The sequence below is a fragment of the Cellvibrio japonicus Ueda107 genome (assembly GCF_000019225.1).
GTDB classification, from domain to species: Bacteria; Pseudomonadota; Gammaproteobacteria; order Pseudomonadales; family Cellvibrionaceae; genus Cellvibrio; species Cellvibrio japonicus.
In genome coordinates this window covers 3,749,821-3,773,171 of sequence record NC_010995.1, presented here as the reverse complement: position 1 = coordinate 3,773,171, position 23,351 = coordinate 3,749,821, and the positions used below count along the sequence as shown (strand labels likewise).

The following is a 23,351-nucleotide window of genomic DNA, read 5'->3' as shown; positions in this document are numbered from 1 at the left end:
TTGCGAACAAATCTACCGGGTTGCTGTCGCCGCCCATTACAAGCGACAACCACAGCATTAAAAAACAATAGCCCACCAAACCTGGTGAGCTATTGTTCGGGCTTTAGGCTTTCTTCACAAATTCAGATTTCAACATCATGGCGCCGTGGCCATCGACTTTGCAATCCAGGTTGTGGTCGCCATCGACCAGGCGGATGATTTTGACCTTGGTGCCAACCTTTAACACCGAGGATGTGCCTTTGATTTTTAAATCTTTCGCCACTGTGGCGTTATCACCATCGGCGAGCAGGTTGCCGTTGGCATCGCGCACAATTAATTGCTCTTCATCAATGGCGGTGTCGTTGGCTGACCATTCGTGGGCGCATTCGGGGCAAATCAGCTGGGCGCCATCTTCGTAGGTGTATTCGGAATTGCATTTAGGGCAGGGTGGTAAATTGCTCATAAAATTTCCTCGGCAATTATGGATAAGAAATTCGCCCGGTATTACCGGGCGTTTGTGGGCCTCCTGGCCTTGGTGGATTCCTGTATTACGACTGTTCGCTGCTAGAGGCGTTAGGCTCTGGCGACGTTGATCTGTTGTCTGAGTGACAGGGCGACCGCGCGCGCGGCTTGGGCAAAGTCGTCTCCGTTGCTGGCGTAAAGTACAGCGCGCGAGGAGCTGATAATCAAGCCATTGCCATCGGCGGTTTTGCCCGCTTTGACCATGGCATTCACATCGCCGCCTTGCGCGCCTACGCCGGGTACGAGGAAGGGCATATCACCTACCAGCTGGCGAATTGCTGCCATTTGCTCAGGCCAGGTGGCGCCTACAACCAGTAAACAATTGTTGTGACTGTTCCAGTGGTCTCGTGCAGTGATGGCCACTTTTTGGTAAAGCGGAATACCATCGACAGACAAATCCTGTAAGTCAGCTGCGCCGCTGTTGGAGGTGCGGCACAACAGAATAGTGCCGCGCTCCCGGTATGCCGTAAAAGGGGTAATGGAATCGAGGCCAAGGTAGGGATTTACGGTAACCGCGTCGGCTTGATAGCGTTCAAATGCTTCTGCTGCGTATTTTTGCGCGGTGCTGCCGATGTCGCCGCGCTTGGCATCGAGGATAACCGGTATGTGCGGGTATTGTGTTTTGATATAGGCAATGGTTTGTTCCAGTGATGTTTCGGCTGCTTCTGCAGAGAAATACGCTATTTGTGGCTTATAGGCACAAACCAGGTCATGGGTAGCGTCTATGATGGCCTTGTTAAAAGCAAAAACAGCCTCTGGTTTGGCCATGGTTTTGAATAAATCTGGAAACTTTTCTGTGTCCGGATCCAGGCCTATACAGAGAAGGGAATTATTGCTTACCCAGGCGTTTTTTAATTTTTCAATAAATGACAAGGCACTTTCCTCTGCGATGGTTTATGCAGTATCTGTGACGGTATAGCCGCTGTAGATTGTATGTTCGATGAGTGCTATATCGGTTAAAGCCTGCCCCCTCGGTATAACGGCATGGCCGTATTCCTTGGGGGCTTTAGTAAATACAGAAACTTCCTGGCCTTATCGGTTTTTCTTTAAGGCCTGTTGCAGCAGCGCACCCATGCTGCCCATAGCCGCCGGGGCGGGGTTGTTGCGCTGGGCGGCGCGCTGCTGGTTTTGTGAGGGGCGACCGCTGCCTTTGCTGTTGCCCTCGACTTTTTCACCGGGCGTATCGTCCAGGCGCATGGAGAGGGCGATGCGTTTGCGCGGTACGTCCACTTCCATCACTTTGACTTTGACAATTTCACCGGCTTTTACGGCGTCGCGCGGGTCTTTGATAAAGGTGTGCGACAGGGCGGAGATATGCACCAGGCCATCCTGATGCACGCCTATGTCCACAAAGGCGCCGAAGTTGGTGACGTTGGTGACTGTGCCTTCCAGGATCATACCGGGTACCAGGTCGGTGATTTCTTCCACGCCTTCCTGGAATTGGGCGGTTTTAAATTCCGGGCGCGGGTCGCGCCCGGGTTTGTCCAGTTCCTTGATAATGTCGGTGACGGTGGGGACACCGAATTTTTCGTCGGTATATTCCGCTGCTTTCAGGCCGCGCAGGAAAGTGGAGTCGCCGATGAGGCCTTTGATTTCACGCGCGTTTTTCTGCGCGATTTTTTCCACCACCGAATAGGATTCCGGGTGAACGGCAGAGGCATCCAGTGGGTTTTCACCGTTAGCAACGCGCAAGAAACCTGCCGCTTGTTCAAAGGTTTTTTCGCCTAAACGCGGTACTTTTTTCAGAGCAGCGCGAGAATTGAACGCGCCATTCTGGTTGCGGAATTCCACAATATTATTGGCGATGGTGGTATTTAAACCGGATACCCGCGCCAGCAGCGCGGCAGAGGCGGTATTGACTTCCACACCTACCGCGTTCACACAGTCTTCCACCACGGCATCGAGTGAGCGCGCCAGTTGCGATTGCGAAACATCGTGCTGGTATTGGCCCACGCCGATGGATTTGGGATCGATTTTTACCAGTTCGGCGAGCGGGTCTTGCAGGCGGCGGGCAATGGAGATGGCGCCGCGAATAGTCACATCCAGATCGGGGAATTCTTTGGCGGCGAATTCCGAGGCGGAATATACCGAGGCCCCGGCTTCGTTAACCACCACGCTGGTGGCCTGGATATCCTTGTGGGTTTTCAGCACATCTTTAACGAATTTTTCCGTTTCGCGTGAGGCTGTGCCGTTGCCAATCGCGATCAAGCCGACATTGTGTTTTTTACACAGGTGCACAATCACCGCTTCGGATTCGGCGATCTTGTTAAACGGCGGTGTGGGAAAAATCGCACAGTGATCCAGCACCTTACCGGTGGCATCGACCACCGCGACCTTGACACCGGTGCGCATGCCCGGGTCAAGGCCGATAGTCGCTTTTTGCCCGGCGGGGGCGGCGAGCAGCAAATCTTTTAAATTGGAGGCGAATACTTTAATCGCTTCTTCCTCGGCTTTTTCGCGCAGTTCGCCGAGCAGGTCAGTTTCCAGATGCGTTAACAGTTTTACCCGCCAGGTCCAGCGCACCACTTCGGCTAACCAGCCATCGGCAGCGCGGCCTTTGTCCTGGACTTGCCAGTGCTCTGCCACCATGGTTTCGCAGGGGTGGCCGACGCGCGCTTCTTCGTCGCCCACTTTAATCGCCAGGCTGAGTATGCCTTCGTTGCGGCCGCGGAACATGGCCAGGGCGCGGTGCGAGGGAACGGATTTGAGCGCTTCGTCGTGTTCAAAATAATCGCGGAATTTTTGTACTTCCTGCGAGCTGTCGTTGGCTTTTTCCGGCACGGCGCGGGCGGAAAGGGTGGCCTCGGCGTGGAGGAAGTTGCGCAGCTTGCCGAGCAGCTCGGCGTCCTCGCTGAATTTTTCCATCAGGATGTATTTGGCACCGTCGAGCGCCGATTTCACATCGTTGATATTGTGCTCGGCGTTGAAATATTTGGCGGCTTCTACGTCCGGTGCCAGGGTCGGATCGGCGAGCAGCGCTTCGGCCAGTGGCTCCAGGCCGGCTTCTTTGGCGATCTGGCCCTTGGTGCGGCGCTTGGGTTTGTAGGGCAGGTAGAGGTCTTCCAGGCGGTTCTTGGTATCGGCGATAGAGACTTCATGCTCCAGCTCGGGGGTGAGCTTGCCCTGTTCGCCGATGGATTTGAGGATGGCTGTACGGCGCTCTTCCAGTTCGCGCAGATAGCGTAGGCGCTCTTCCAGGGTGCGCATTTGCGAGTCGTCCAGGCCACCGGTGACTTCTTTCCGGTAGCGGGAGATAAAGGGCACGGTGGCGCCCTCGTCGAGCAGGCCGACAGCGGCACTGACCTGTTGTTCTTGAACGTTTAATTCGTCGGCAATGCGTTTGGCAATACTGGGTAGGGTCATAAGCGGTCACTCGTCATGCAGATACATACCTCTGGCGAGGCAACGGGCTGTTATCAAGGTCGCCCATTATCCCCAAATCGACGCCAGCTGCCAGACTTGTTTTTTCGCGCTGCGCTGTTCCGTGGGATAGTTTGGAAAAAATCCGGGCAGGGGTGAATCCGGGCGGGAGGCTAGCGCATCAAAACCGTTAATCTCGCCAGGTCGGCGCTTGTTACCGGTTTTGTTATCCAATGGGGCTCATCGCCATGAAACAGCTTGTCGCTATAAAACAGTTTGTATTGCCTATTTTTTCACCTGTGTCGGCGCGCCTTGGCCTCGCCTTGGCGGGGGCGTTGATGGCGAGTGTGGCCCAGGCCTCTGACCGGGTGGCCAAAGCCTATCCCGCCAAGGATTTTTCCGAGTTGGTGGTGACCGGGAATGCCCATGTGGAGATTACCCAGAATGGCTCGGAATACCTGCGTATTGAGACCTCCCCGGAGGTGATGGAGCGGGTCAAGGTGGATCAGACGGGCAAGCGCTTGAGTATTAGCGTCAAGCACAAGGGCGGTATTTTTGACTGGTTCCGCAGCGGTGATGACCATATCCAGGTGATCCTGCACGTCAAGCAGTTGTCGCAGGTGGAACTGGCGGGTGCAGCGCGTGCGCGGGTGGGCGATTTGCAGGGCGATAGCCTGCGTTTCGAGGGCAGCGGTGCGGCCGCAGGTGATTTCAAAGCGGTAAATATCCAGAACCTGGTGGTGGGGTTGTCCGGTGCTTCCAACGTGGGTATTGCCAAGCTGAATGCGATTAATGTCAAGGTGGAATTATCGGGGGCCTCCAACCTCGATGTGAGGCAGGCGAGCAGCGCCCAGCAGCTTGGTGCGAATGTCAGTGGCGCCAGCAGCCTGCGTGCCCGAGTCCTGTCGACAGCCCATGCGGAGCTGGACGCCAGCGGTGCTTCGCGCATTGAGGTGACGGCGACCCATCGCTTGCGCGCCCATGCGTCGGGTGCGTCGGTTATCGATTATTTCGGCAACCCCAAGACCGAAACCAATTCCAATGGCGCCAGCCATATCAATGCCCGCAACGACTGATCCCCGAACCAAGTAAGCCCTCCCCTGTCACAAGGGACTGGTTCGCCAAGCCTGGCAGACTTTGCTAGGCTTGGCCCCTGTAAATAACCTGTCCCTACAAGGAATGCTTCATGCGAATCACGTCCCCCTTGCCTTTGATGCACACAGGCAACGCTAAGATTATGCGTGCCTGGATAGCCGCGCTTTTGCTCCTGACCCTGTTTGTTGCCGGCTGCCAGTCCGGCCAGTTGCGACAGGCTGCGCCGCAAGATCCGTCTCTGGTTACCATCATCAAAAGTCCGAATGACGACCGCCAATACCAAGCGCTGTTATTGCCGAACGGTTTGCAGGTGGTATTGGTGTCTGATCCCAGCCTGGAAAACTCGGCGGCGTCCCTGGCCGTTGGCGTGGGCAGTGCACATAATCCGGTTGATCAATTGGGCCTGGCGCATTACCTGGAACATATGTTGTTCCTGGGGACCGAAAAATATCCCGAGCCCGATGGCTTTATGAAATATACCCAGGCCAATGGTGGTATGACCAACGCCTTCACTGCTTACGATAAAACCAATTACATGTTCCAGATTAATGCCGGGAAATTTGATGAGGCGCTGGACCGTTTCAGCGATTACTTTAAAAAGCCAACCTTCGACCCCCATTACAGCGATAAGGAACGCAATGCGGTACACAACGAGTGGTCGCTGCAAAAAGCACAGGATGGCTGGAATTTGTTTGCGCTGATGGGCGTTACCGCCAACCCCGCCAACCCCAGTTCCAAATTCAATATTGGCAATCTGGATACCCTGGTAGACAAGCCCGATTCCAAGTTACATGCGACCATGCTGGCGTTTTACGAGCGCTATTATTCTGCCAATATCATGAAGTTGACGCTGGTGGGTAAGCAATCATTGCCGGAGTTGAAGGCGCTAGCGGAAAAGCATTTTGCGGCGATTCCCAATAAAAATATCGAGTTGCCCCATGTGACTGAGCCCGGGTTGACCAAGGCAGAAATGGGTAAGAGCCTTTATTACAAACCGATTAAGGATATGCGTGCGCTCTATGTCGATTTTCCGGTGAAGTCCAATAAAGAGCAGTGGCGCTTGAAGCCCAATGAGTATGTTAACAACCTGATCACATCGGAAGAGCAGGGCACCCTGGGCGAACAACTGCGCAGCAAGGGCCTGGTGAAAATGGTCACCGCGTTTGTAGAGCCGGATATCTATGGCCCCGACGGTATTTTGCGTATCCAGGCGGAATTAACCGACGCCGGTTTGCAGCAACAGGATGAAATCATTGCCGCCATTTTTGCCTATGTCGACCTGATCAAGCGCGATGGCTTAAAGCAAAACTATTTCCGTGAATTGCAAGCCATGCGCGCCAAGGATTTTGATAACGCACCCAAACCGCAGCCGCTGCAGCAAGCCGTCGGACTGACCATGAGCCAGTTTGATTTGCCGGTAGAAAACCTGCTGAATGCCGATTATGTTTACGAGCGTTACGACCCCAAGGCGATCAAATCATTGCTGGCGCAACTGGACAAACGCCGTGCGCGTATCTGGTATATCAATCCCGGTGTAGAAACCGATAAACCCATTCCTTATTTTGATGGCACCTATGCGCTGCGCGAGACCCGCGCCGATGAATACACACGCTGGGCCTCCTTGTCTGCCGGTTACCGCTTTAACCTGCCGCCTTTGAATGATTTATTTACCGATAAACCGGCCCCGATTGTTGAAAGCCTCTACCTGAAGCCCCAGGCGGTTGTCAGTGCCGCGGGGGTGGAAGCCTACCTGGTTCACCCGGAGCATTATCGTGAGGATAAAGGCGCCTTGTCGGTGCAGATTAACGTGGATTTTGCCAAATCATCGGCGCGCCAGGCGGTGTTGGCGGAACTGTTGAACGAGGTTTATAACAAGCAGAATGTAACCCTGGTTGATCGCGCCGGGCGCGCGTCCTTGGGCGTCAACCTTTATTTAACCGTTACCAGTTCCCAGGGAATTAGTATCCAGGGTTATACCACCAAGCACGAGCAATTACTGACGCAACTGCTGCAGAGTTTTGTGGCACTGGAGATCAATGAGCAGCGCTTTGCCGAAGCGGTGGATACCTTGCAGAAAAACCTCGCCAACCGCAGCAAGGACCATGTGTTCCGCCAGCTTTTCAGTCACCTGGGGCGTGTCGTTACCCAACAGAGTTATAGCCCCGATGAACAACTGGCGGCGCTGGCGCAGGTCAAGCGTGAAGACTTGCTCAGTTATTATGCCGCGGTGAAAAAAGACCCGCTGTTGCGCATTTTTGCCGCCGGTAATTACAGCGAAGCGCACGTGAAACACCTGGCGCAAACGGCGGCGCAATTATTGCCTGGTACCCGTGCGCCCCGGCAGCGTGCACTCAATAGCTATATGACTCCCGCGGCGGGAAAACCCCTGGTCTTTAGCGGTGATGTTGAATTGGCAGACAGTGCGCTCTTGCAGGCCTGGTTCCGCCCCGCCAAGTCGGATGCCGAGCAGGCGCAGCTCGCGGTACTCAATGCGCTCTATGGCAATGCGTTCTTTATGCAGTTGCGTACCCATGAGCAATTGGGTTACGCGGTGATGAGCCGCGAGTATCCGGTGGATGATATTCCCGGTTTTATTATGCTGGTGCAGAGTTCGAGTGTGGATTTACCGCATATCAAAGCGCGCATTGATAAATTCCGTAAGGATTACCTGGCTACGCTGAAAGCTATCGAACCGGCAGAAGTTGACCTGGCCAGGCAGGCGTTGATTGCCAATGTCCTGCAAAAGCCGACGGATTTCTATGCGGAGATGAACCTCTACCTGAACGAATTCCTGCAGGGCAAGTACCGCTTTGATGCGCGCGATCGCTACCTGGCTTCCTTGCAGCAGGTCACCAAGGCGGATTTGGTCGCTATTTATGAGCAACTGCTGTATGGCGACAAGGGTGGTACAGCACTGCTTCAGTTGCGCGGTACCAATTTCAAAGACAAACCCTATGCCAAGGTAAAATAATATTCCCCACAGCCCGGTTAATACCGGGCTTTGTTTTAGCGGGGTTTGTTTTCGCTGCGATAAAATATTGAAACCTACACAGAGATTGAAACATGACGGCACCAAAAACTGACGACGACCTGTATTGGGATCAGGTCGATGCTTTCCTTGAGCAGGCGAATAATGCGTGTGATAACGCGGATCCGGGTGTGGTGGCCGCGGCCCTGTTAAATGCCGCCGCGCGCTTTAATGCCTTCGTGGTGGCCCATGCATCACTCGATAAAAAAGAGTTTGCGGACGATGTTGAAGGTACTACCCACTTTATCAGCGGCCGCTTCCGCGACCAGCTCAAGGCACATATGGAGGATTACCGCGATCACTATGCCGAGTTGATCGGCACCCGGGAGCATCCGGAAGGCTAACCAGGTCGGGAGGGGCGCTAAAAAGGGTAAAGTCGGATGCCTGGGGTTGATCAAGGGGAATATCTGGTATACAAGTATGACAATCCTGTCGTCATCGATCATAACAAGAGTCCACTATGTCGTTTCTTCGTCCCCTCAGCCTGCTGTTGACCGCCCTGTTTATTCCCTGTACGGCCTTGGCCGATGTCACCTTGCCGCGCCTGCTGACCGATGGCGCTGTCTTGCAGCGCGATAAGCCGCTGAACATTTGGGGGTGGGCAGACGAGGGCGAAAAAGTGCGCGTGCGCTTTGCCGGGCACGAGGCGGTTACCCATGCTGCCAATGGCCACTGGCAGGTGACACTGCCGGCCATGCCTGCCGGCGGCCCCTATCAGCTGGAGGTATCCGGTAAGAACCAACTGCAGCGCAATAACCTGCTGTTGGGTGATGTCTGGATTGCCGCAGGCCAATCCAATATGGAGCAGCCGCTCAACCGGGTGCGCTATCGCTACCCCGAGGTGTTGGCCAATACCGAGCAGCCGCGTATCCGGGAATTTAATGTCCCGGTGGCCTATGCATTTAAAGGCCCGCTGGAAGATTACACCCAGGGCCAGTGGAAAAGCGCGACGCCAGAGCAGATTGCCGGCTTTTCCGCGGTTGGCTTTTTCTTTGCGCAAACACTGCTGGAACAGACCCGGGTTCCTATTGGAATTATCTCCATTCCCGTCGGTGGGTCACCGGCTGAAGCCTGGATGAGCGAGCAGGCACTGGCGGCCTATCCGCATTACCTCAAACAGCTGCAGCCGTTTAAGGATGATGCCCATGTCCAGGCGACCATCGCCCAGGACAAAGCCAACAGCGACCAGTGGTTTGCCCAATTGGGCGCGGCAGACGAAGGGCTGAAGCACCAATGGGCGAGTGCCTCCCTCTCGCTGGATGGATGGCAGCCGATGCAGGTTCCCGGCTTCCTGCGCGAGCAGGGCAGTGACTTTTCGCTGGGCGCTGTCTGGGTGCGCAAATCGATTGAACTGAGTGCGATACAGGCCGATAAAAAAGCCACCTTGTGGCTGGGGGCGATTGTCGATGGCGACCAGGTGTATGTGAATGGCCACCTGGTGGGCCAGACCGGCTACCAGTATCCACCGCGCATCTATGCTATTCCGGAAGGGCTGCTCAAGGCGGGTGCCAATGAGATCCGCATCCGTATTACCAGCTATTCCAATAACCCAGGCTTTGTAAAGGATAAGCGTTATGCCCTGTTATTGAGCGATGCAGCGACGGGAGAGGAAACCGTATCCCTGCAGGGACAATGGCATTACCGCATTGCCGCGCGTATGGAGCCGATGAAACCGTCCACGACGCTGCATTACCAGCCAGCATCCTTATTCAATGCCAAGTTGGCACCGGCATTACCCATGGCGATCAAGGGGGTGATCTGGTACCAGGGGGAATCCAATGTGGATCGCGCGGATGCCCAGGGTGTACACCGCCAACCTGGCGGTCAATGTGCCGAGCCCAGTTGTGCGGTGAGCACTTCGGAGTATCGCTACCTGTTTGCCGACCTAATCCGCGATTGGCGCAGGCAATTTAACCAGGGCGACTTCCCCTTTCTGTTTGTTCAGCTTGCCAGTTTTTTACCCGCCAGGGATGAGCCCACCGAAAGCAAATGGGCACAGCTGCGCGAGGCCCAACGCCACACCCTGGAACTACCGAACACCGCTATGGCCGTAGCCATTGATGCCGGTGAGTGGAACGATATCCATCCACAGGATAAGAAGACTGTGGGTGAACGCCTGGCGCTCGGTGCCCTGAAAGTGGCCTACGGCAAAAAATTGATTGCCTCCGGCCCTGCGCTGGACTCAGTCTCTGCAAAGGGCAACAAGGTGGTGTTGCGCTTTAGTGAGGTCGGCAGGGGATTGAAAGTACAGGGCGGTGGAGCCTTGAAGCACATTGCGCTGGCGGGCCCTGACAAGCGCTTTGTGTGGGCCAGGGCGCAAGTGAAGAAAGACCAGATTATTGTATGGGCTGATGGTATCGATGAGCCCCATTGGGTGCGTTATGCCTGGGCTGATAATCCGGAGGGGGCGAATCTGTATAATAGCGCCGGTCTGCCTGCATCGCCGTTTGAAGCCAGCATTATGGATACACGCCAATAGCCGTTTGTCGTTGCTCATATACTCGCTGAAAAAACGCCGATGCCAGGGTATTTTGCATCGGCGTTGTTATGTTGATTAATCATCCATCCAATTCTCATCACTCTCCATCCGTTGCCATTGTGGGCGGTGGTCCGGCCGGTTTAATGGCCGCTGAAGTCATCGCCGCGGCGGGCTATACGGTCAATCTCTATGACGCCATGCCGTCGGTTGGGCGTAAATTCCTGTTAGCCGGTGTGGGGGGAATGAACATCACCCACGCTGAGCCACTCGATGATTTTTTGTTGCGTTATGGCGATGCGCTCGATTGGCTTGAGCCGATGATCCGCAACTTTGACGCGCAAGCCTTACGCCACTGGGCAGCCGGTTTGGGGGTGGATACCTTTGTCGGCAGTTCCGGGCGCGTATTCCCCAGGGATATGAAAGCTGCACCCCTGTTGCGCGCCTGGCTGCATCGCCTGCGCGAGTTGGGTGTGCGAATCCATCCCCGGCATCGCTGGTTGGGATGGTCCGATGGTGGACACTTGCGCGTGCAGACCGTGGAAGGTGAATGCCAGATCCAGGCTGACGCCATCCTGTTGGCACTGGGCGGTGCCAGTTGGCAGCGCCTTGGTTCCGATGGTGCCTGGGTTTCCCTGTTGCGTGAACGCCGCATTAGGGTAAATACGCTCTTGCCGGCGAACTGTGGCTTCGAAACCTGCTGGAGTGACTATATGCGCGATCACCATGCGGGATCACCGCTGCATACCTGTGAGTTTGCTGCGGTTAGTCAGCAGGGAAAATGCCATCGCGTGCGCGGTGAGGCAATCGTGTCAGCCTATGGTATCGAAGGCAGCGCTATTTACGCGCTATCAGCACACCTGCGTGAACAACTGCAGGCTAATGGCAACGCAGATCTATTTATTGACATCTTGCCTGACCTGGCACTTGAACAGATTCAACAGCAATTACAAAAACCGCGCGGTAAAAATTCACTCAGTAATTTCCTGCGCAAGCAATTGCATTTATCGCCCGTCAAAATTGCGTTATTGCGTGAACGGACTACGCCTGATGTATGGCGTGATCCCGTGCAGCTGGCGTCTGCGGCTAAGCAATTGCATGTATCACTCCATGCAACTCGCCCGCTTGATGAGGCGATCAGCTCGGCGGGTGGCGTGGCGAGGGAAAGCCTCACGGATACGTTAATGTTGCATCAATGTCCCGGTGTTTTTTGTGCGGGGGAAATGCTCGACTGGGAAGCGCCAACAGGCGGTTATTTGCTAACGGCCTGCCTGGCAACAGGGCGACAGGCAGGCTTGGGTATCATTCAGTATTTGGCGTCTCACCCATGAAGTCGGTACTGATTATTGGCTATGTGTGGCCCGAGCCCAAATCCTCTGCAGCGGGTACCCGGATGCTGGAGCTGGTGCAGTATTTCCTGGAGCAGGATATACACGTCACTTTCGCATCGGCTGCGGCCTTGTCCCCTCATCGTTTTGAGCTGGGGCAATGGAATGTGCGCGAGGTGGAAATCAAACTCAATTGTTCCAGCTTTGATCATTTTGTTGCTGAGTTGCAACCGGATCTGGTGCTCTTTGATCGTTTTTTTACCGAAGAGCAATTTGGCTGGCGGGTGGAACAGGCCTGTCCGCAGGCGTTGCGTATTTTGGATTCCGAGGACCTGCATAGTTTGCGTCATGTTCGCCATCAATTGCTAAAAGCAGAACAGCGCCTGCAGGAAAATGAACGTGCTCGTCAATCCGTTGGGCCGGTGAGTTCAACCAGTGAGGCCTTATTTGCCCAAATGGCACAAGATGATATGGCCCTGCGAGAAATCGCGGCGATTTATCGCTGCGACCTGACGCTGGTTATCTCCACCTATGAAATGTCCCTGTTACAGGGTGACTTTGGGGTACCGGAAAACCTGCTGCATTATTGTCCTTTTTTGACCCGTCCATCTGAAGCTGATACGGCATTACCACATTTTGCACAGCGCCAGCACTTCGTCACTATCGGTAATTTTCGCCACGAACCAAACTGGGATGCCGTGTTGTGGCTAAAGCACCAACTCTGGCCCATGATCCATGCACAACTACCGCAAGCAGAACTTCATATTTATGGTGCCTATCCACCCCCCAAGGCAACCCAATTGCATAATCCCGGACAGGGCTTTCATATAAAAGGTTGGGCTGCCGATGTCGGCGAAATCATGCGCAATACGCGCGTGTGCCTTGCACCTTTGCGCTTTGGCGCAGGTATTAAAGGAAAGCTGATGGATGCTTGTTACTGGCACACGCCCAGCGTGACCACATCAATCGGGGCCGAGGGTTTTTGTAGTGATGTGTCTTGGCCGGGAATGATTGCCGATGAGGCGGCGGCATTTGTGGCAGGGGCTACCCAGTTGTATCAGGATCAAAATAGTTGGAATAAATGGCATGGAGCAATAGAACCCTATCTGCAGCACCTGTTTTCAATTGACCAACAATCACGACTTCGCTATCGATTGCAATCGCTGTTGGCAAATATCTCCAGTGAGCGCTGTTCAAATTTTGTCGGACAGATGCTGCGCCACCACAACTATCAAAGCCTGCGTTTTAAAAGCCTGTGGATAGAGGCGAAAAACCGCTAAAAATCCAAATAGGCCAAAACGCTATCTCCAGCGGTTTTACTATTTCATTGCGAAATTGTCGTATCGCAATCGTTACTTTTCTTCACGCCTGCTCGCTTGCATACGTATGCAGGCATCGCCCTTTCTGGCGCGTTTATCTGCATACGTATGCAAATTGCGGATTTATGAACTACACCATAGACTTATTAGAAGCCCTTAATGTGTAGGGCGTTTCTGTTTTATATAGCTATAACGAAACAATCCTTTTACGAAAGTCGACCCAAAAGCCAGCGCATGCAGCGCCCAGATTTCGATTAAAAAAACGATAGGAATCCTGCGCGGTTTATACGTGCCAATCAGTTAACGATAACTAAAGGAATTCAACATTAGGTTGTTATCGGCTGAAGAGGTTTTGCACTTTCATTTTTTCCAGTTTTTATATCGTAAAAATAACTAAACGGGGAGTTAAAAGATGCTCAAATACCGAAACAAGTTAGGGCTATTCGCCCTGGTACTCGGCTTGACAGCATTGTCCGGTTGCGGCGGTGGTTCCGGGACTGGTACTGATCAGGTCAATTTTCCCAAATGCCAGGATCCAGAGGTGTTGTTGCCTGGGGGGCAGTGTGGATTACCTACGGAACCATTTGTGCCACCTGCGTGCCCAGATGGCCAGATTCGTAATGCGCTGGGTGTGTGTATCCCCAGTAACTTCCCAACACCAGTGTATAAACCAGGGCTCAACGAAGCCGTTATCTACGTAAACGTTGATGGTACTGAATCAGAAAGAAAAGAATTGCTCTCTAAATATAACCTCCATTTGTGGCAGGCATGTGGTGGAGGATGGGGTAATAGCGTTACTGATGGTAAAAACACTAACTATGTTATTCCGACTACATGGCCTAATGGTCCTTTTGCTTCCAGCTCTGGTGAACCGGGAGCAGAAAAACCACATGACCCATATTATGGTGCTTATTTTATTATCCCTATCTCGGCAGATGGGACCTGCGGTAACTTTATTGTTAAACGTCCGGATTTGGAACCCGTTCTACAGACAAATGACTTGCGCCTCACGATTAGCCGTGCCGGCGGGCAATTTGATCGCATGGTGTGGGTAGTTATCAATAAAGATGACATGCGTAATAGTATTGTGAGCCAGGTTCCTGCCTGCTTGAGACCTGATTGCTCACTGGAAAGACCCATTACTACAATTACGGGTATTGATGCTCACTGGATTGATCGTGACACCATCGTGTGGAACAAAACGATAGATCCTGATTATGATGTGGTTTTGTATCAATCCGCTGAAGCGGGTATGAGTGCTAATACAGAAGGTGATATCGTTGGCGGCCAAGCACTGGCAACGCTTTCTGGTGCTCGTCCAATGACAGAAGAAGAAATCAGTCGTTTCCCCCATCTGGCCAGTTATTCTGCTTATGACATTCCGTCAACTACTGGACTTGATGAGATTAAGACCGCACTCAAAGGTGAGTTAATCCTGTATGGTCGTTATGACTCAGTAGAGACTGAGACAGATCCTGTCACCCAGGAAGAACAGGAAGTTACTGTTGTTCGCGGTTATGCCACACGTCTACAGACGGCGGGTGCGCTGGATGATATTTACACCTCGTCGGATAATGATGCTGATGAAGCCACATTGGGTGTTACTTACACTGCGGGCGGTGTCGGTGTTTCTGTTTGGGCGCCGACTGCACAAAATGTTGAGCTACGCGTATTCAGTGGCCAGCCTCTGCGTTTGGCTGAAAATATTCCCATGCAGCTCGATACTGTTACCGGTATTTGGCACTACCAGGGAACTCTTGCACAACTGGATCGCAAGTTTTATCGTTTTCGTGTAACCGCGTTTAACGCGGTCGATCAGCGTATCCGTCGTTTGGAAGTAACGGATCCTTACTCTATTTCACTGGCGACTGATGGCCGTTATTCACAGTTTGTGAATTTGAATGATGCTGATCTCAAACCATCGGGTTGGGATGAGCATACGGTTCCTGTTGCTGGAGCCCCCGAAAACTTCGTGATCTATGAAGCGCATGTACGCGACTTCAGTGCACAGGATGAAAGTACGCCTAAAGCCTATCGCGGTAAATATATGGCATTTACTGTTGCTGACTCTGCGCCAGTAAACCATCTGAAGTCCTTGGTTGAATCTGGTTTGACCCATATTCACCTTCTGCCTACCAACGACGGTGGAACAGTTCCTGAGGGGGCTGGTTCTCAGGTCAATCTTGATAGCTATATTTTCGAACTGTGCCAGCGTGTCAGTAATCCGGCAGATCTGTCGGTATGCGATGGCTCTATTCCTAATAGTAAAAAAGTCAGTGAGGTTATCGCATCATTTGATACCAAGACCAGTGCTGCGCGTGACCTGATTAATGCCATTAAAGATATCGATGGATTTAACTGGGGATATGATCCTGTCCACTACAATGCTCCAGAGGGCAGCTACGCAACAGACAGTAATGGTTTTGTCCGCGTAAAAGAAAAGCGCGCTATGATTATGGCTCTGCACAATATTGGTTTGCGCACTGTATTTGATGTTGTGTACCCACATACGCTGGAATCAGGTAATACAAGCCCCAATTCCACTTTCGATAAGATTGTTCCCGGTTATTACTTCCGTACGAATGTATCCACCGGCCTTGCAGAAAATGGTACTGGTGCAGGTTCTGACACTGCAACAGAGCATCGTATGATGGCCAAGTTCGTAAAAGACTCATTGGTTCATTGGACACAAAACTACAAGGTTGATGGTTTCCGTTTTGACCAGTCAGGCTATATGCCTAAGGCCGTACTGACAGAATCCTATGATGCTGTTAGAGCGATAGACCCGGACAATTATTTCTATGCTGAAGCGTGGAATCCGGCTAGCCCTGCTCCGGAGCGTATTGGTCTTGAAAATTTAGCGACCCAGATGTCATTGGCAGGAACTGGTATTGGTACCTTTAATGACCGTATGCGTAATCCTTTACGTGAGTTCCAGTTGTTTAAGGGCGGTAGTGTCGATGCGATACGTGCCGGTCTGGCTGGTAACCTCGCAGACTTCAAGTTGAAGGCAAAGAACGGCGCTATTATCAGTGCCAGCACAGTTGGTGCCTATAACCTGGATCCGCAAGAGGCTATTAACTACGTCGAAAAACACGATAACGAAACATTGTGGGATTGGATGCATAAGCCTGACGCCATTGATGCTGGTACCAGTATTGATAACCGTGTCCGTATGCAAAATATTACGTTGTCGATTCCTGTGCTAAGCCAAGGCATCCCTTTCATTCACATGGGTAGTGATCTACTCCGTTCTAAATCCATGACTGCCGATAGCTACAATGCTGGTGACTGGTTTAACTATGTTGACTTTACCAAGCAAACCAATAATTGGGCTGTCGGCCTGCCTCCGAGAAAAGAAGGGATGCCCAGTGATGCGCAAATTCTGTCGGCGTTCAACGATGTAAACTCCAAGCCATCACCGGAGCATATCGAGTTTGCTGGTGAAATATTCAAGGAGATGTTGGCAATCGCGAAAAACTCCCCCTTGTTCAGCCTGCAAACTGCGCAGGAGGTTTTTGACCGCGTAGGCTTCCAGGATGGTGGCAAGTCGCAGAAAGCGGGCGTTATTGTGATGAGCATTGATGATGGTGCCGGTGTTGTGAGTGGTACGGAAGATGTTCAGCGCGCCGATTTGGATCCTGCGCTTGATGCGATGGTGGTTGTCTTTAACGGTACGACTACTGCGCAAACACTGACTGTACCAACGGCTACCGGTTTTGAACTGCACGATATCCAGAAAAACTCTGTCGATGAGATTGTCAGAAATGCCTCATTTGCTGAAGCCGTAAATGATGAGATAGGTGGCAATTTCACTGTGCCTGCATTTACAACGGCTGTGTTTGTGAAAAAGCAGGCAGGAGGTCAGGGCGTTGGTTTATCCGCAGGTGCAACGCTTGATCTGCCAGATCAGGAACCACCACCTTATGCCAGCGATGTTTATGTGCGTGGTAATGTTTACGACGATGATTGGTCTGCTGTTGATGCCACACGGATGGCCTATCATGGTCGTGGTATCTATTCCGTTGTACTCGATATTGACGCTAGAGTGGATGCCTACAAGTTCAAAATAGCTGCCGCAGATTGGAATGTCCCCAATTTGGGAGCTAATGCCACTGTCGTATTGGGTGCTCCTCTTGTACTTAACCAAGGTGGAGACAGCAGTGATATTAGTATCAATATTACTGAGTCTGGCTTGTATCGCTTCGAGCTTGATGCATCGTCGAGTTTGACTGCTCCGACTATTACTGTTGTTAAGGAACAATTGAATGGTGGGACGGTTTATCTGCGTGGAAATATTCCAGAAGTAGGTTGGGATGCAACCACTACCCTCAATCAACTGAGCTATACCGGCAAAGGTATCTATTCGGTTGCAGTAGATGTAGCTGCTGCTGAAGACCCATATTCATTCAAAATCGCAAGCAGTGACTGGAGTACCTTTAACTTTGGTAATGGCAGCTCGATTGATTTGGGTGAAGAAGCCCCTGTTTCGCAAGGAGGGGACAATATAGGCCTGACGGTAAGCATATCTGCAACCTATCGATTTGAACTCAACATGCAGGACCCTGCTGTTCCAACCGTGAAGGTTTATGCAGATAACGTATATTCCTCTTTGCCTATCTATATTAGAGGTAATGTATCTAGTGACTGGGGCGCTACTGATGCAAACCAACTGGCTTATTCGGGAAGTGGTTTGTACACATTGAAACTCAATCTGGCAGCTAACAATAGTTACCAATTTAAAGTGGCTGCTGCAGATTGGGGCGCGCTGGATTTCGGTTCGAGTAATAGTGCTGTACTGGGTACACCGGTTAATTTGGTGGCAGGTGGAAGCAATATCGGTTTAAGCATAGCGTCGGAAGGCGAATATGTGTTCACCCTGGATACTGCAAATCCCGAAGCACTGACCGTTACTGTTGATTCTGCTGACTAATCAGCCATAGCCCCCGCTGAGGTGGGGGCGTTAGAAAAAACAGATAACACCAGATAACAAGCTGAGACTAAGCACATGAAAAAATTTACTGTAAAACCTATTGCCGCTGCTATGTCGGGCCTGGCATTGGTATCGCTCTCCCAATCCCTTATTGCACAAGAAACAGTTGATCCAACCGTTGAAGAAGTCGTTGTTACCGGTTATGCAAAATCCATTCAAAATGCCCTGGATGTAAAACGTAATGCTGATACGGTTGTCCAGGCTATTTCTGCAGCAGATATTGGTGGCTTGCCTGATGTGTCAATTGCCGATGCATTGGGGCGTGTTCCCAGCATTACTGTAACCCGTTCAGGTGGCCAGGCCAGTACTATTCAAATCCGTGGTATGGGTGAAGGCTTCGTGTTTTCAACCCTTAACGGTCGTGAACAAGTTTCCCCCAATGGTACCCGTGCCATGGAATTCAGTCAGTTCCCATCGGAACTGATTCAATCTGTTGAAGTATATATGTCTCCCAAAGCCTCCTTGATTGAAGGTGGTGTGGCAGGCTCTGTGGAATTGAAGACCGCAAATCCACTGGAAATGAGCGAAAACCAAAAGGTCATGGTTAGTGTTCGAGGTAGTTTTAATGACCAGGCTGAAGATATTTATGGAGCAGATCCTTACGGTAGACGTTTATCTATCTCCTACCAAAAGAAATTATTTGATGACACCTTAGGGGTTGCTGTTGGTTATGCCCATATGTACCAACCGCGTGCGGCCGTGCGTTTTGAGCACTATAACCTGGATCAAGCACTGAACTTATGGGATGAGGCAAATCTGGGTATTAATGTTTTGGATTCAAATTTGAATCAGGTTGATCCTTCCCAGCGCCCGACACTGGTTGCGATTAGTGACGGTTTTGAATTGTTCCAAACTGGAGGAGAAGAAACTCGGGATGGTTATGTAGCCTCTGTTCAATACGAGCCTAATGATCAATTGGCGGTTCAGGCTGATATCTTTTATTCTGATTTTGAATCCAATAGCTTTAACCGTGGTTTTCGTGTTCAGCCCATTGCGCAAGCAGACATTGCGAACGTAATCCTGTGGAATAACATTGCTGTTATTGGTGGTGAGTTTGGCGTTTATGATTCAATTCAGCAACGTGACTCATTTAATTTCCAAATCAACAACAACGATGTTACTCAGAAGAATGATTTGCTTTCCAGCGGTTTAAACGTGAAATGGAAAGAAGACGCATTGACATTGTCCCTGGATCTTTCGCACTCTGACTCGTCTGGTAATCAGGCGGAGGCGGTGACGCGTGCGCATTTATATCGCGAAGCTGAAAATCTTGTGCCTGGGCAAGATCCTTATGAGCGGGATCCTAATCAATCTGTAAGCTATTTGCTGGATGGCATTAACCTTCCCAGTATTAGCATGAACCGCGATTACACCTACTTTGATGAGCAGGGTGTAAGTAATGTTCGGTTAACCAGTTATGAGCGTTATCCACGCATCAGTGATGACAAAATTGATGCAGTACGGTTTGATGTTAAATACGACACAGAGCTTGGGCTGCTCAAATCAGTAGAAACCGGAGTGCGTTACTCTGAGCGTAATCATAAAGAGCGTCGTCAGGTTTTTGTTTATGGAACTGATGGTGCAGGTTCAAGCCGTTACTATCAATCGGACTTCTCCTTGCCAATTACAACAGACACCGCGGATATTGTTAATTGGAAAGGTGATTTTTCCCACTTTCCATCATTCCTGGCAATTGATGGTGATGCAATTATTCAATCCGCTTCTAATCTGGGTTTAGTTCGTGGAATAACTCCTGTACCTACAGAGGAGAATCTGGATCCTGAAGCGCCCCGTCGTTCAATTACTCCCGCTGCCCGCTGGGGTGAGGATCGCGCTTGGTCTATGTTACAGCGTGCTGATATTGATGAAAATGTCACAGCCGTTTATTTGCAAGCCAATATTGAAACTACGTTGGCCGGCCGTGATCTGACCGGTAACATTGGTGTTCGCCATGTTCGCTCCGATCAGTCCAGTCGTGCAATTGTTAATGTGAATGGTGATGTAAATGCCGGTGCGGTAGAAATATGTGATGAGCTTGGTGAGTGCAGAACAGATTATGCTTACAAAGACATTGGCATCAAGTACAGTGATACATTGCCTTCAATTAACCTGAACTATAGCTTGGCTGATTCACACCAGTTGCGTTTGGCAATGGCCCGTGTCCTGTCGCGTGCACCCATTAATCGCTTGGCTGCACCCGACTCTACCGGTAGTGTGGAGTTGCGTGGTGATATTCCTTATTTCAATTACGGTTCTAACACCTCTCCGTTCCTGAAGCCATTTATTGCGGATCAAATTGATTTGTCTTATGAGTGGTATTTGGAGGAAACCAACGGTGCAATTGTGATTGCAGGCTACCACCGTGAAATCAAGTCGTTTATTCAGGATATTACTATTGAGAACTTTGATTTCCGCGCGGCGGGTTTTGATGTTCCCGATACATGGCCTGTTGAACTCGGCGGCTTGGTGAGTGAGGTGGAAGTACAAAACGGTACTTACTCTACATCCATCAATAATCTGGATGGTGGTTTTATCCGTGGATTGGAATTATCCTATACGCAAACTTTCAACTTCTTGCCCGAGCTATTTTCTGGGCTTGGCCTGACAGCCAGTTATTCATGGACAGATAGTGAGATTACGGTTGTTAACCCGGTAGATTCTGATTTGAATTCAGGAACACTGCCTTTCCCAGGGTTGGTAGAAAACTCAGCGAAACTGACGGTGTTCTATAGCTATGGTGGATTCGAAACCCGGGTATCGACAACCTATCAGGATTCATTCGTGGGTGAGACTCGCAATATCAACCTGAATCCGATTGTGTATGCACCGGAAACGGTTGTGGATTATCAAGCTGCGTACAAATTTGATAATGGCTTGGATCTGGTGTTTTCAATTAACAACCTGACGAATGAACCTAATCGCAACTATATGTTCAACGAAGACCTGACCCGCACCTTGCAGTGGTTCGGTCGCACCTTCTATCTGGGAGCGAATTACACCTTTTAAGGTATAAAACCCCTGCTTGCCAAAAGCCGCATATGCAAATATGCGGCTTTTTTATTGATCGGCTATTGCATTTCCCGGTTAACACTTCTTTGCCTTTATCCTGTCCCTATCTGGCTTATTTGCGCGTATAACCTGCACTTTCGAAGTGAATGAGAATAGGTTGCATGCGCGTAAAAGGTTTTTATCGGATGGGCCGCCTTTGTGTCTGGTTGTTGGGATGGCTGCTGATCAGTGTGGCTGGCTTGTGCAGGGCTGAACCGGTTATTGACGCGGATCATGTCCGTATTAGTTGGCTGGCTCCTTCGCAGATGGGGTTGGCGTCTTCACAGAAAACATTGGGCATTTTGTTTGAGGTTGATCCCCATTGGCATGTGTATTGGCGCAACCCTGGCGATTCCGGTGCGGCGCCCCGTTTTGACTGGCGGGGTAACTACGCGTCTGTGTCCGAGCCCCTGTGGCCTTTTCCTGCCCGTTTGCCCGTCGCGCATCTCACTAACCTGGGTTATGAAGGGGATGTTGCCTACTTGTTCCAATTGGTGTTGCCGGAAACACCGGATGAACATTTGGAGGTCCGTGTTGACCTTGAGTGGCTGGTTTGCCAGGAGGAGTGTATCCCTGGTTTTGGCTCCTTAAGCCTGCAAGTGCCGCTTGTGGATGGCAGGGATGTTTGGGATAGCGCCAGTGAATCGCTGCTGGCGCATTTCAAAGCCCGTGTGCCCCTGGTGGTTGATGATGGGCAAGCCCAGGTGCCCTGGCAGCTTGCAAAGGCCGTGGTGTCCAATGGCAATCGCACCCTGGCGCTACACCTGCACTCGGCGGACGCCAATGCCCCTGAGCCCCAGGTGTATCCCCTGGATGGCGCGTTTGTGACGGCGGCTGCCCCACAGACAGTGAACAAGGGGATGGAGCGCATCCTAACGTTCACGCTGGAGCCGGCTGCCCCTGTGCCTGAACACCTGGGGTTTGTCGCCGTCTCTGGCGACAGGGCCTGGGAGTGGTCGGCAGTGTCCCTGACGGTTGGTGGAGAGATAGTCAATCCTGTCAGTGAACCTTTGTGGTGGTTGCTGTTGCTGGCTTTCGCTGGAGGGGTGTTGCTTAACCTGATGCCCTGTGTGTTTCCGGTATTGTCGATCAAGCTGTTCAGTTTGATGAAAACCCGTGAAGCAGCCCTCGCGCTGCGTGTGCGGGAGGGGCTGTTGTATAGCGCGGGTGTGCTGGCAACCTTTGCGCTCCTGGGCTTGTCTTTTTTACTGCTGCGCGCTGCCGGTGCGGGTATAGGCTGGGGGTTCCAGCTCCAGTCGCCCTGGATTGTGTTGGGCCTGGCGATTCTGTTCTGGTTAATGGCACTGAGTTTTATAGGCGCCTTTGAGTTTGGGCACTCCTTGATGGCCCTTGCCGGGCGCTCCAGTGCCAGTGGCTCTTTTATGACCGGCGTGTTGGCCGTATTTGTTGCTGCACCTTGTACGGGGCCTTTTATGGGCGCTGCACTGGGGGCGTCTGCCAGCCTGCCACCGCTGTCGGCGATGGCGATTTTTATCGGTTTGGGGGCGGGACTGGCGGCGCCTTTCCTGTTGCTGGCGGTTAGTCCCCGGCTGTCCGCTCTGTTGCCCAAACCCGGTCCCTGGATGGAGCGTTTGCGCCAGCTGCTGGCATTTCCGCTGTTTGCGACTGTGCTGTGGCTGTTGTGGGTGCTGGATGAACTCCTTGGGCAACAGACTTGGCTGGTTGCGTCGGCATTACTCTTGTCGCTGGCATTTGCCCTGTGGTTGGGGCAGGGCGCAGGGCGCAAGATGAAGGCTTTCGCCTGGATACTGGCCCTGATAGTGCTGGTTATCGGATTCCGGCAACTGCCGACAGAGCCGTCCGCGTCTGTGCAACCGACGGCCAGTGCCTGGCGGGGCTATGATCCTGATTTAGTGCAACAGGCCCTGGATGAGGGGCGCCCGGTTTTTATTGATTACACCGCTGCCTGGTGTATTACCTGCCAGGTCAATAAAAAGCTGGTACTGGATACCGACGAGATCCAAAACCTGTTTGCCGAGCGGCAGGTATTGCTGATTCGCGCCGACTGGACGCGCTACGACCAGCGTATTACCCAGGCACTGGCAACCCTGGGGCGCAATTCGGTTCCTGTCTATGCCTATTACCCGGCAGGTAGCCGAAGTCCCGAGTTATTGCCGCAAGTACTTACCCCGGCCCTGGTGCGCGAGCACCTGCGTTAGGGCCATTTCTTTATTGATAACCA

12 protein-coding genes are annotated in these 23,351 nt (G+C 52.0%); 9 read left to right on the top strand and 3 right to left on the bottom strand.

Annotated elements, in window-relative coordinates:
* Window positions 1–103: 103 nt before the first annotated feature.
* The 3 genes from CJA_RS15245 to CJA_RS15235 all read right to left on the bottom strand — a co-directional run bounded on the left by CJA_RS15245 (window position 104) and on the right by CJA_RS15235 (window position 3,864).
* A complete protein-coding gene (locus CJA_RS15245) occupies window positions 104–442 on the bottom strand; it encodes a zinc ribbon domain-containing protein YjdM (RefSeq protein WP_012488748.1) in 339 nt (112 codons plus the stop codon).
* Between the two features lie 110 nt (window positions 443–552).
* Window positions 553–1,374, bottom strand: a complete 822-nt coding sequence (gene pyrF, locus CJA_RS15240; RefSeq protein WP_012488747.1) for an orotidine-5'-phosphate decarboxylase — start codon at window positions 1,372–1,374, stop codon at window positions 553–555.
* A 159-nt stretch (window positions 1,375–1,533) separates the two neighbouring features.
* Entirely contained in the window at window positions 1,534–3,864 is a 2,331-nt protein-coding gene (locus CJA_RS15235; RefSeq protein WP_012488746.1) for a Tex family protein, read from the bottom strand.
* Window positions 3,865–4,109: 245 nt separating this feature from the next.
* On the opposite strand from CJA_RS15235, the gene CJA_RS18805 reads away from it, so the two are divergent.
* The 9 genes from CJA_RS18805 to CJA_RS15190 all read left to right on the top strand — a co-directional run bounded on the left by CJA_RS18805 (window position 4,110) and on the right by CJA_RS15190 (window position 23,328).
* A complete protein-coding gene (locus CJA_RS18805; RefSeq protein ID WP_158304075.1) occupies window positions 4,110–4,937 on the top strand; it encodes a GIN domain-containing protein in 828 nt (275 codons plus the stop codon).
* A 110-nt stretch (window positions 4,938–5,047) separates the two neighbouring features.
* Window positions 5,048–7,927 (top strand): insulinase family protein, encoded by a 2,880-nt coding sequence (locus tag CJA_RS15225; RefSeq protein ID WP_012488743.1) that lies wholly within the window; start codon window positions 5,048–5,050, stop codon window positions 7,925–7,927.
* A 92-nt stretch (window positions 7,928–8,019) separates the two neighbouring features.
* Complete coding sequence (locus CJA_RS15220) at window positions 8,020–8,328, top strand: DUF3144 domain-containing protein (protein ID WP_012488742.1); 309 nt, start codon at window positions 8,020–8,022, stop codon at window positions 8,326–8,328.
* Window positions 8,329–8,444: 116 nt separating this feature from the next.
* Window positions 8,445–10,463, top strand: coding sequence for a sialate O-acetylesterase (locus CJA_RS15215; RefSeq protein ID WP_012488741.1), 2,019 nt, complete (start codon window positions 8,445–8,447; stop codon window positions 10,461–10,463).
* A 68-nt stretch (window positions 10,464–10,531) separates the two neighbouring features.
* Window positions 10,532–11,791, top strand: a complete 1,260-nt coding sequence (locus CJA_RS15210) for a TIGR03862 family flavoprotein (protein ID WP_012488740.1) — start codon at window positions 10,532–10,534, stop codon at window positions 11,789–11,791.
* Window positions 11,788–13,068 carry a glycosyltransferase gene (locus CJA_RS15205; protein ID WP_012488739.1) on the top strand — a complete coding sequence of 427 codons (1,281 nt, stop codon included), beginning with the start codon at window positions 11,788–11,790 and terminating at the stop codon, window positions 13,066–13,068. Before CJA_RS15210 ends, CJA_RS15205 begins: the two co-directional genes overlap by 4 nt.
* Before the next feature lie 451 nt (window positions 13,069–13,519).
* Window positions 13,520–18,040, top strand: coding sequence for an alpha-1,6-glucosidase domain-containing protein (locus CJA_RS15200; protein ID WP_012488738.1), 4,521 nt, complete (start codon window positions 13,520–13,522; stop codon window positions 18,038–18,040).
* 75 nt (window positions 18,041–18,115) lie between these two features.
* Entirely contained in the window at window positions 18,116–21,106 is a 2,991-nt protein-coding gene (locus CJA_RS15195; protein WP_012488737.1) for a TonB-dependent receptor, read from the top strand.
* 164 nt (window positions 21,107–21,270) lie between these two features.
* A complete protein-coding gene (locus CJA_RS15190; RefSeq protein WP_012488736.1) occupies window positions 21,271–23,328 on the top strand; it encodes a protein-disulfide reductase DsbD family protein in 2,058 nt (685 codons plus the stop codon).
* The last annotated feature ends 23 nt before the right edge of the window (window positions 23,329–23,351 follow it).

Coding starts and splice junctions, on each gene's coding strand:
- CJA_RS15245 (WP_012488748.1), bottom strand. CDS start 442: ATGAGCAATTTACCACCCTGCCCTAAATGCAATTCCGAATACACCTAC.
- CJA_RS15235 (WP_012488746.1), bottom strand. CDS start 3,864: ATGACCCTACCCAGTATTGCCAAACGCATTGCCGACGAATTAAACGTT.
- CJA_RS18805 (WP_158304075.1), top strand. CDS start 4,110: ATGAAACAGCTTGTCGCTATAAAACAGTTTGTATTGCCTATTTTTTCA.
- CJA_RS15225 (WP_012488743.1), top strand. CDS start 5,048: ATGCGAATCACGTCCCCCTTGCCTTTGATGCACACAGGCAACGCTAAG.
- CJA_RS15220 (WP_012488742.1), top strand. CDS start 8,020: ATGACGGCACCAAAAACTGACGACGACCTGTATTGGGATCAGGTCGAT.
- CJA_RS15215 (WP_012488741.1), top strand. CDS start 8,445: ATGTCGTTTCTTCGTCCCCTCAGCCTGCTGTTGACCGCCCTGTTTATT.
- CJA_RS15210 (WP_012488740.1), top strand. CDS start 10,532: ATGTTGATTAATCATCCATCCAATTCTCATCACTCTCCATCCGTTGCC.
- CJA_RS15205 (WP_012488739.1), top strand. CDS start 11,788: ATGAAGTCGGTACTGATTATTGGCTATGTGTGGCCCGAGCCCAAATCC.
- CJA_RS15200 (WP_012488738.1), top strand. CDS start 13,520: ATGCTCAAATACCGAAACAAGTTAGGGCTATTCGCCCTGGTACTCGGC.
- CJA_RS15195 (WP_012488737.1), top strand. CDS start 18,116: ATGAAAAAATTTACTGTAAAACCTATTGCCGCTGCTATGTCGGGCCTG.
- CJA_RS15190 (WP_012488736.1), top strand. CDS start 21,271: ATGCGCGTAAAAGGTTTTTATCGGATGGGCCGCCTTTGTGTCTGGTTG.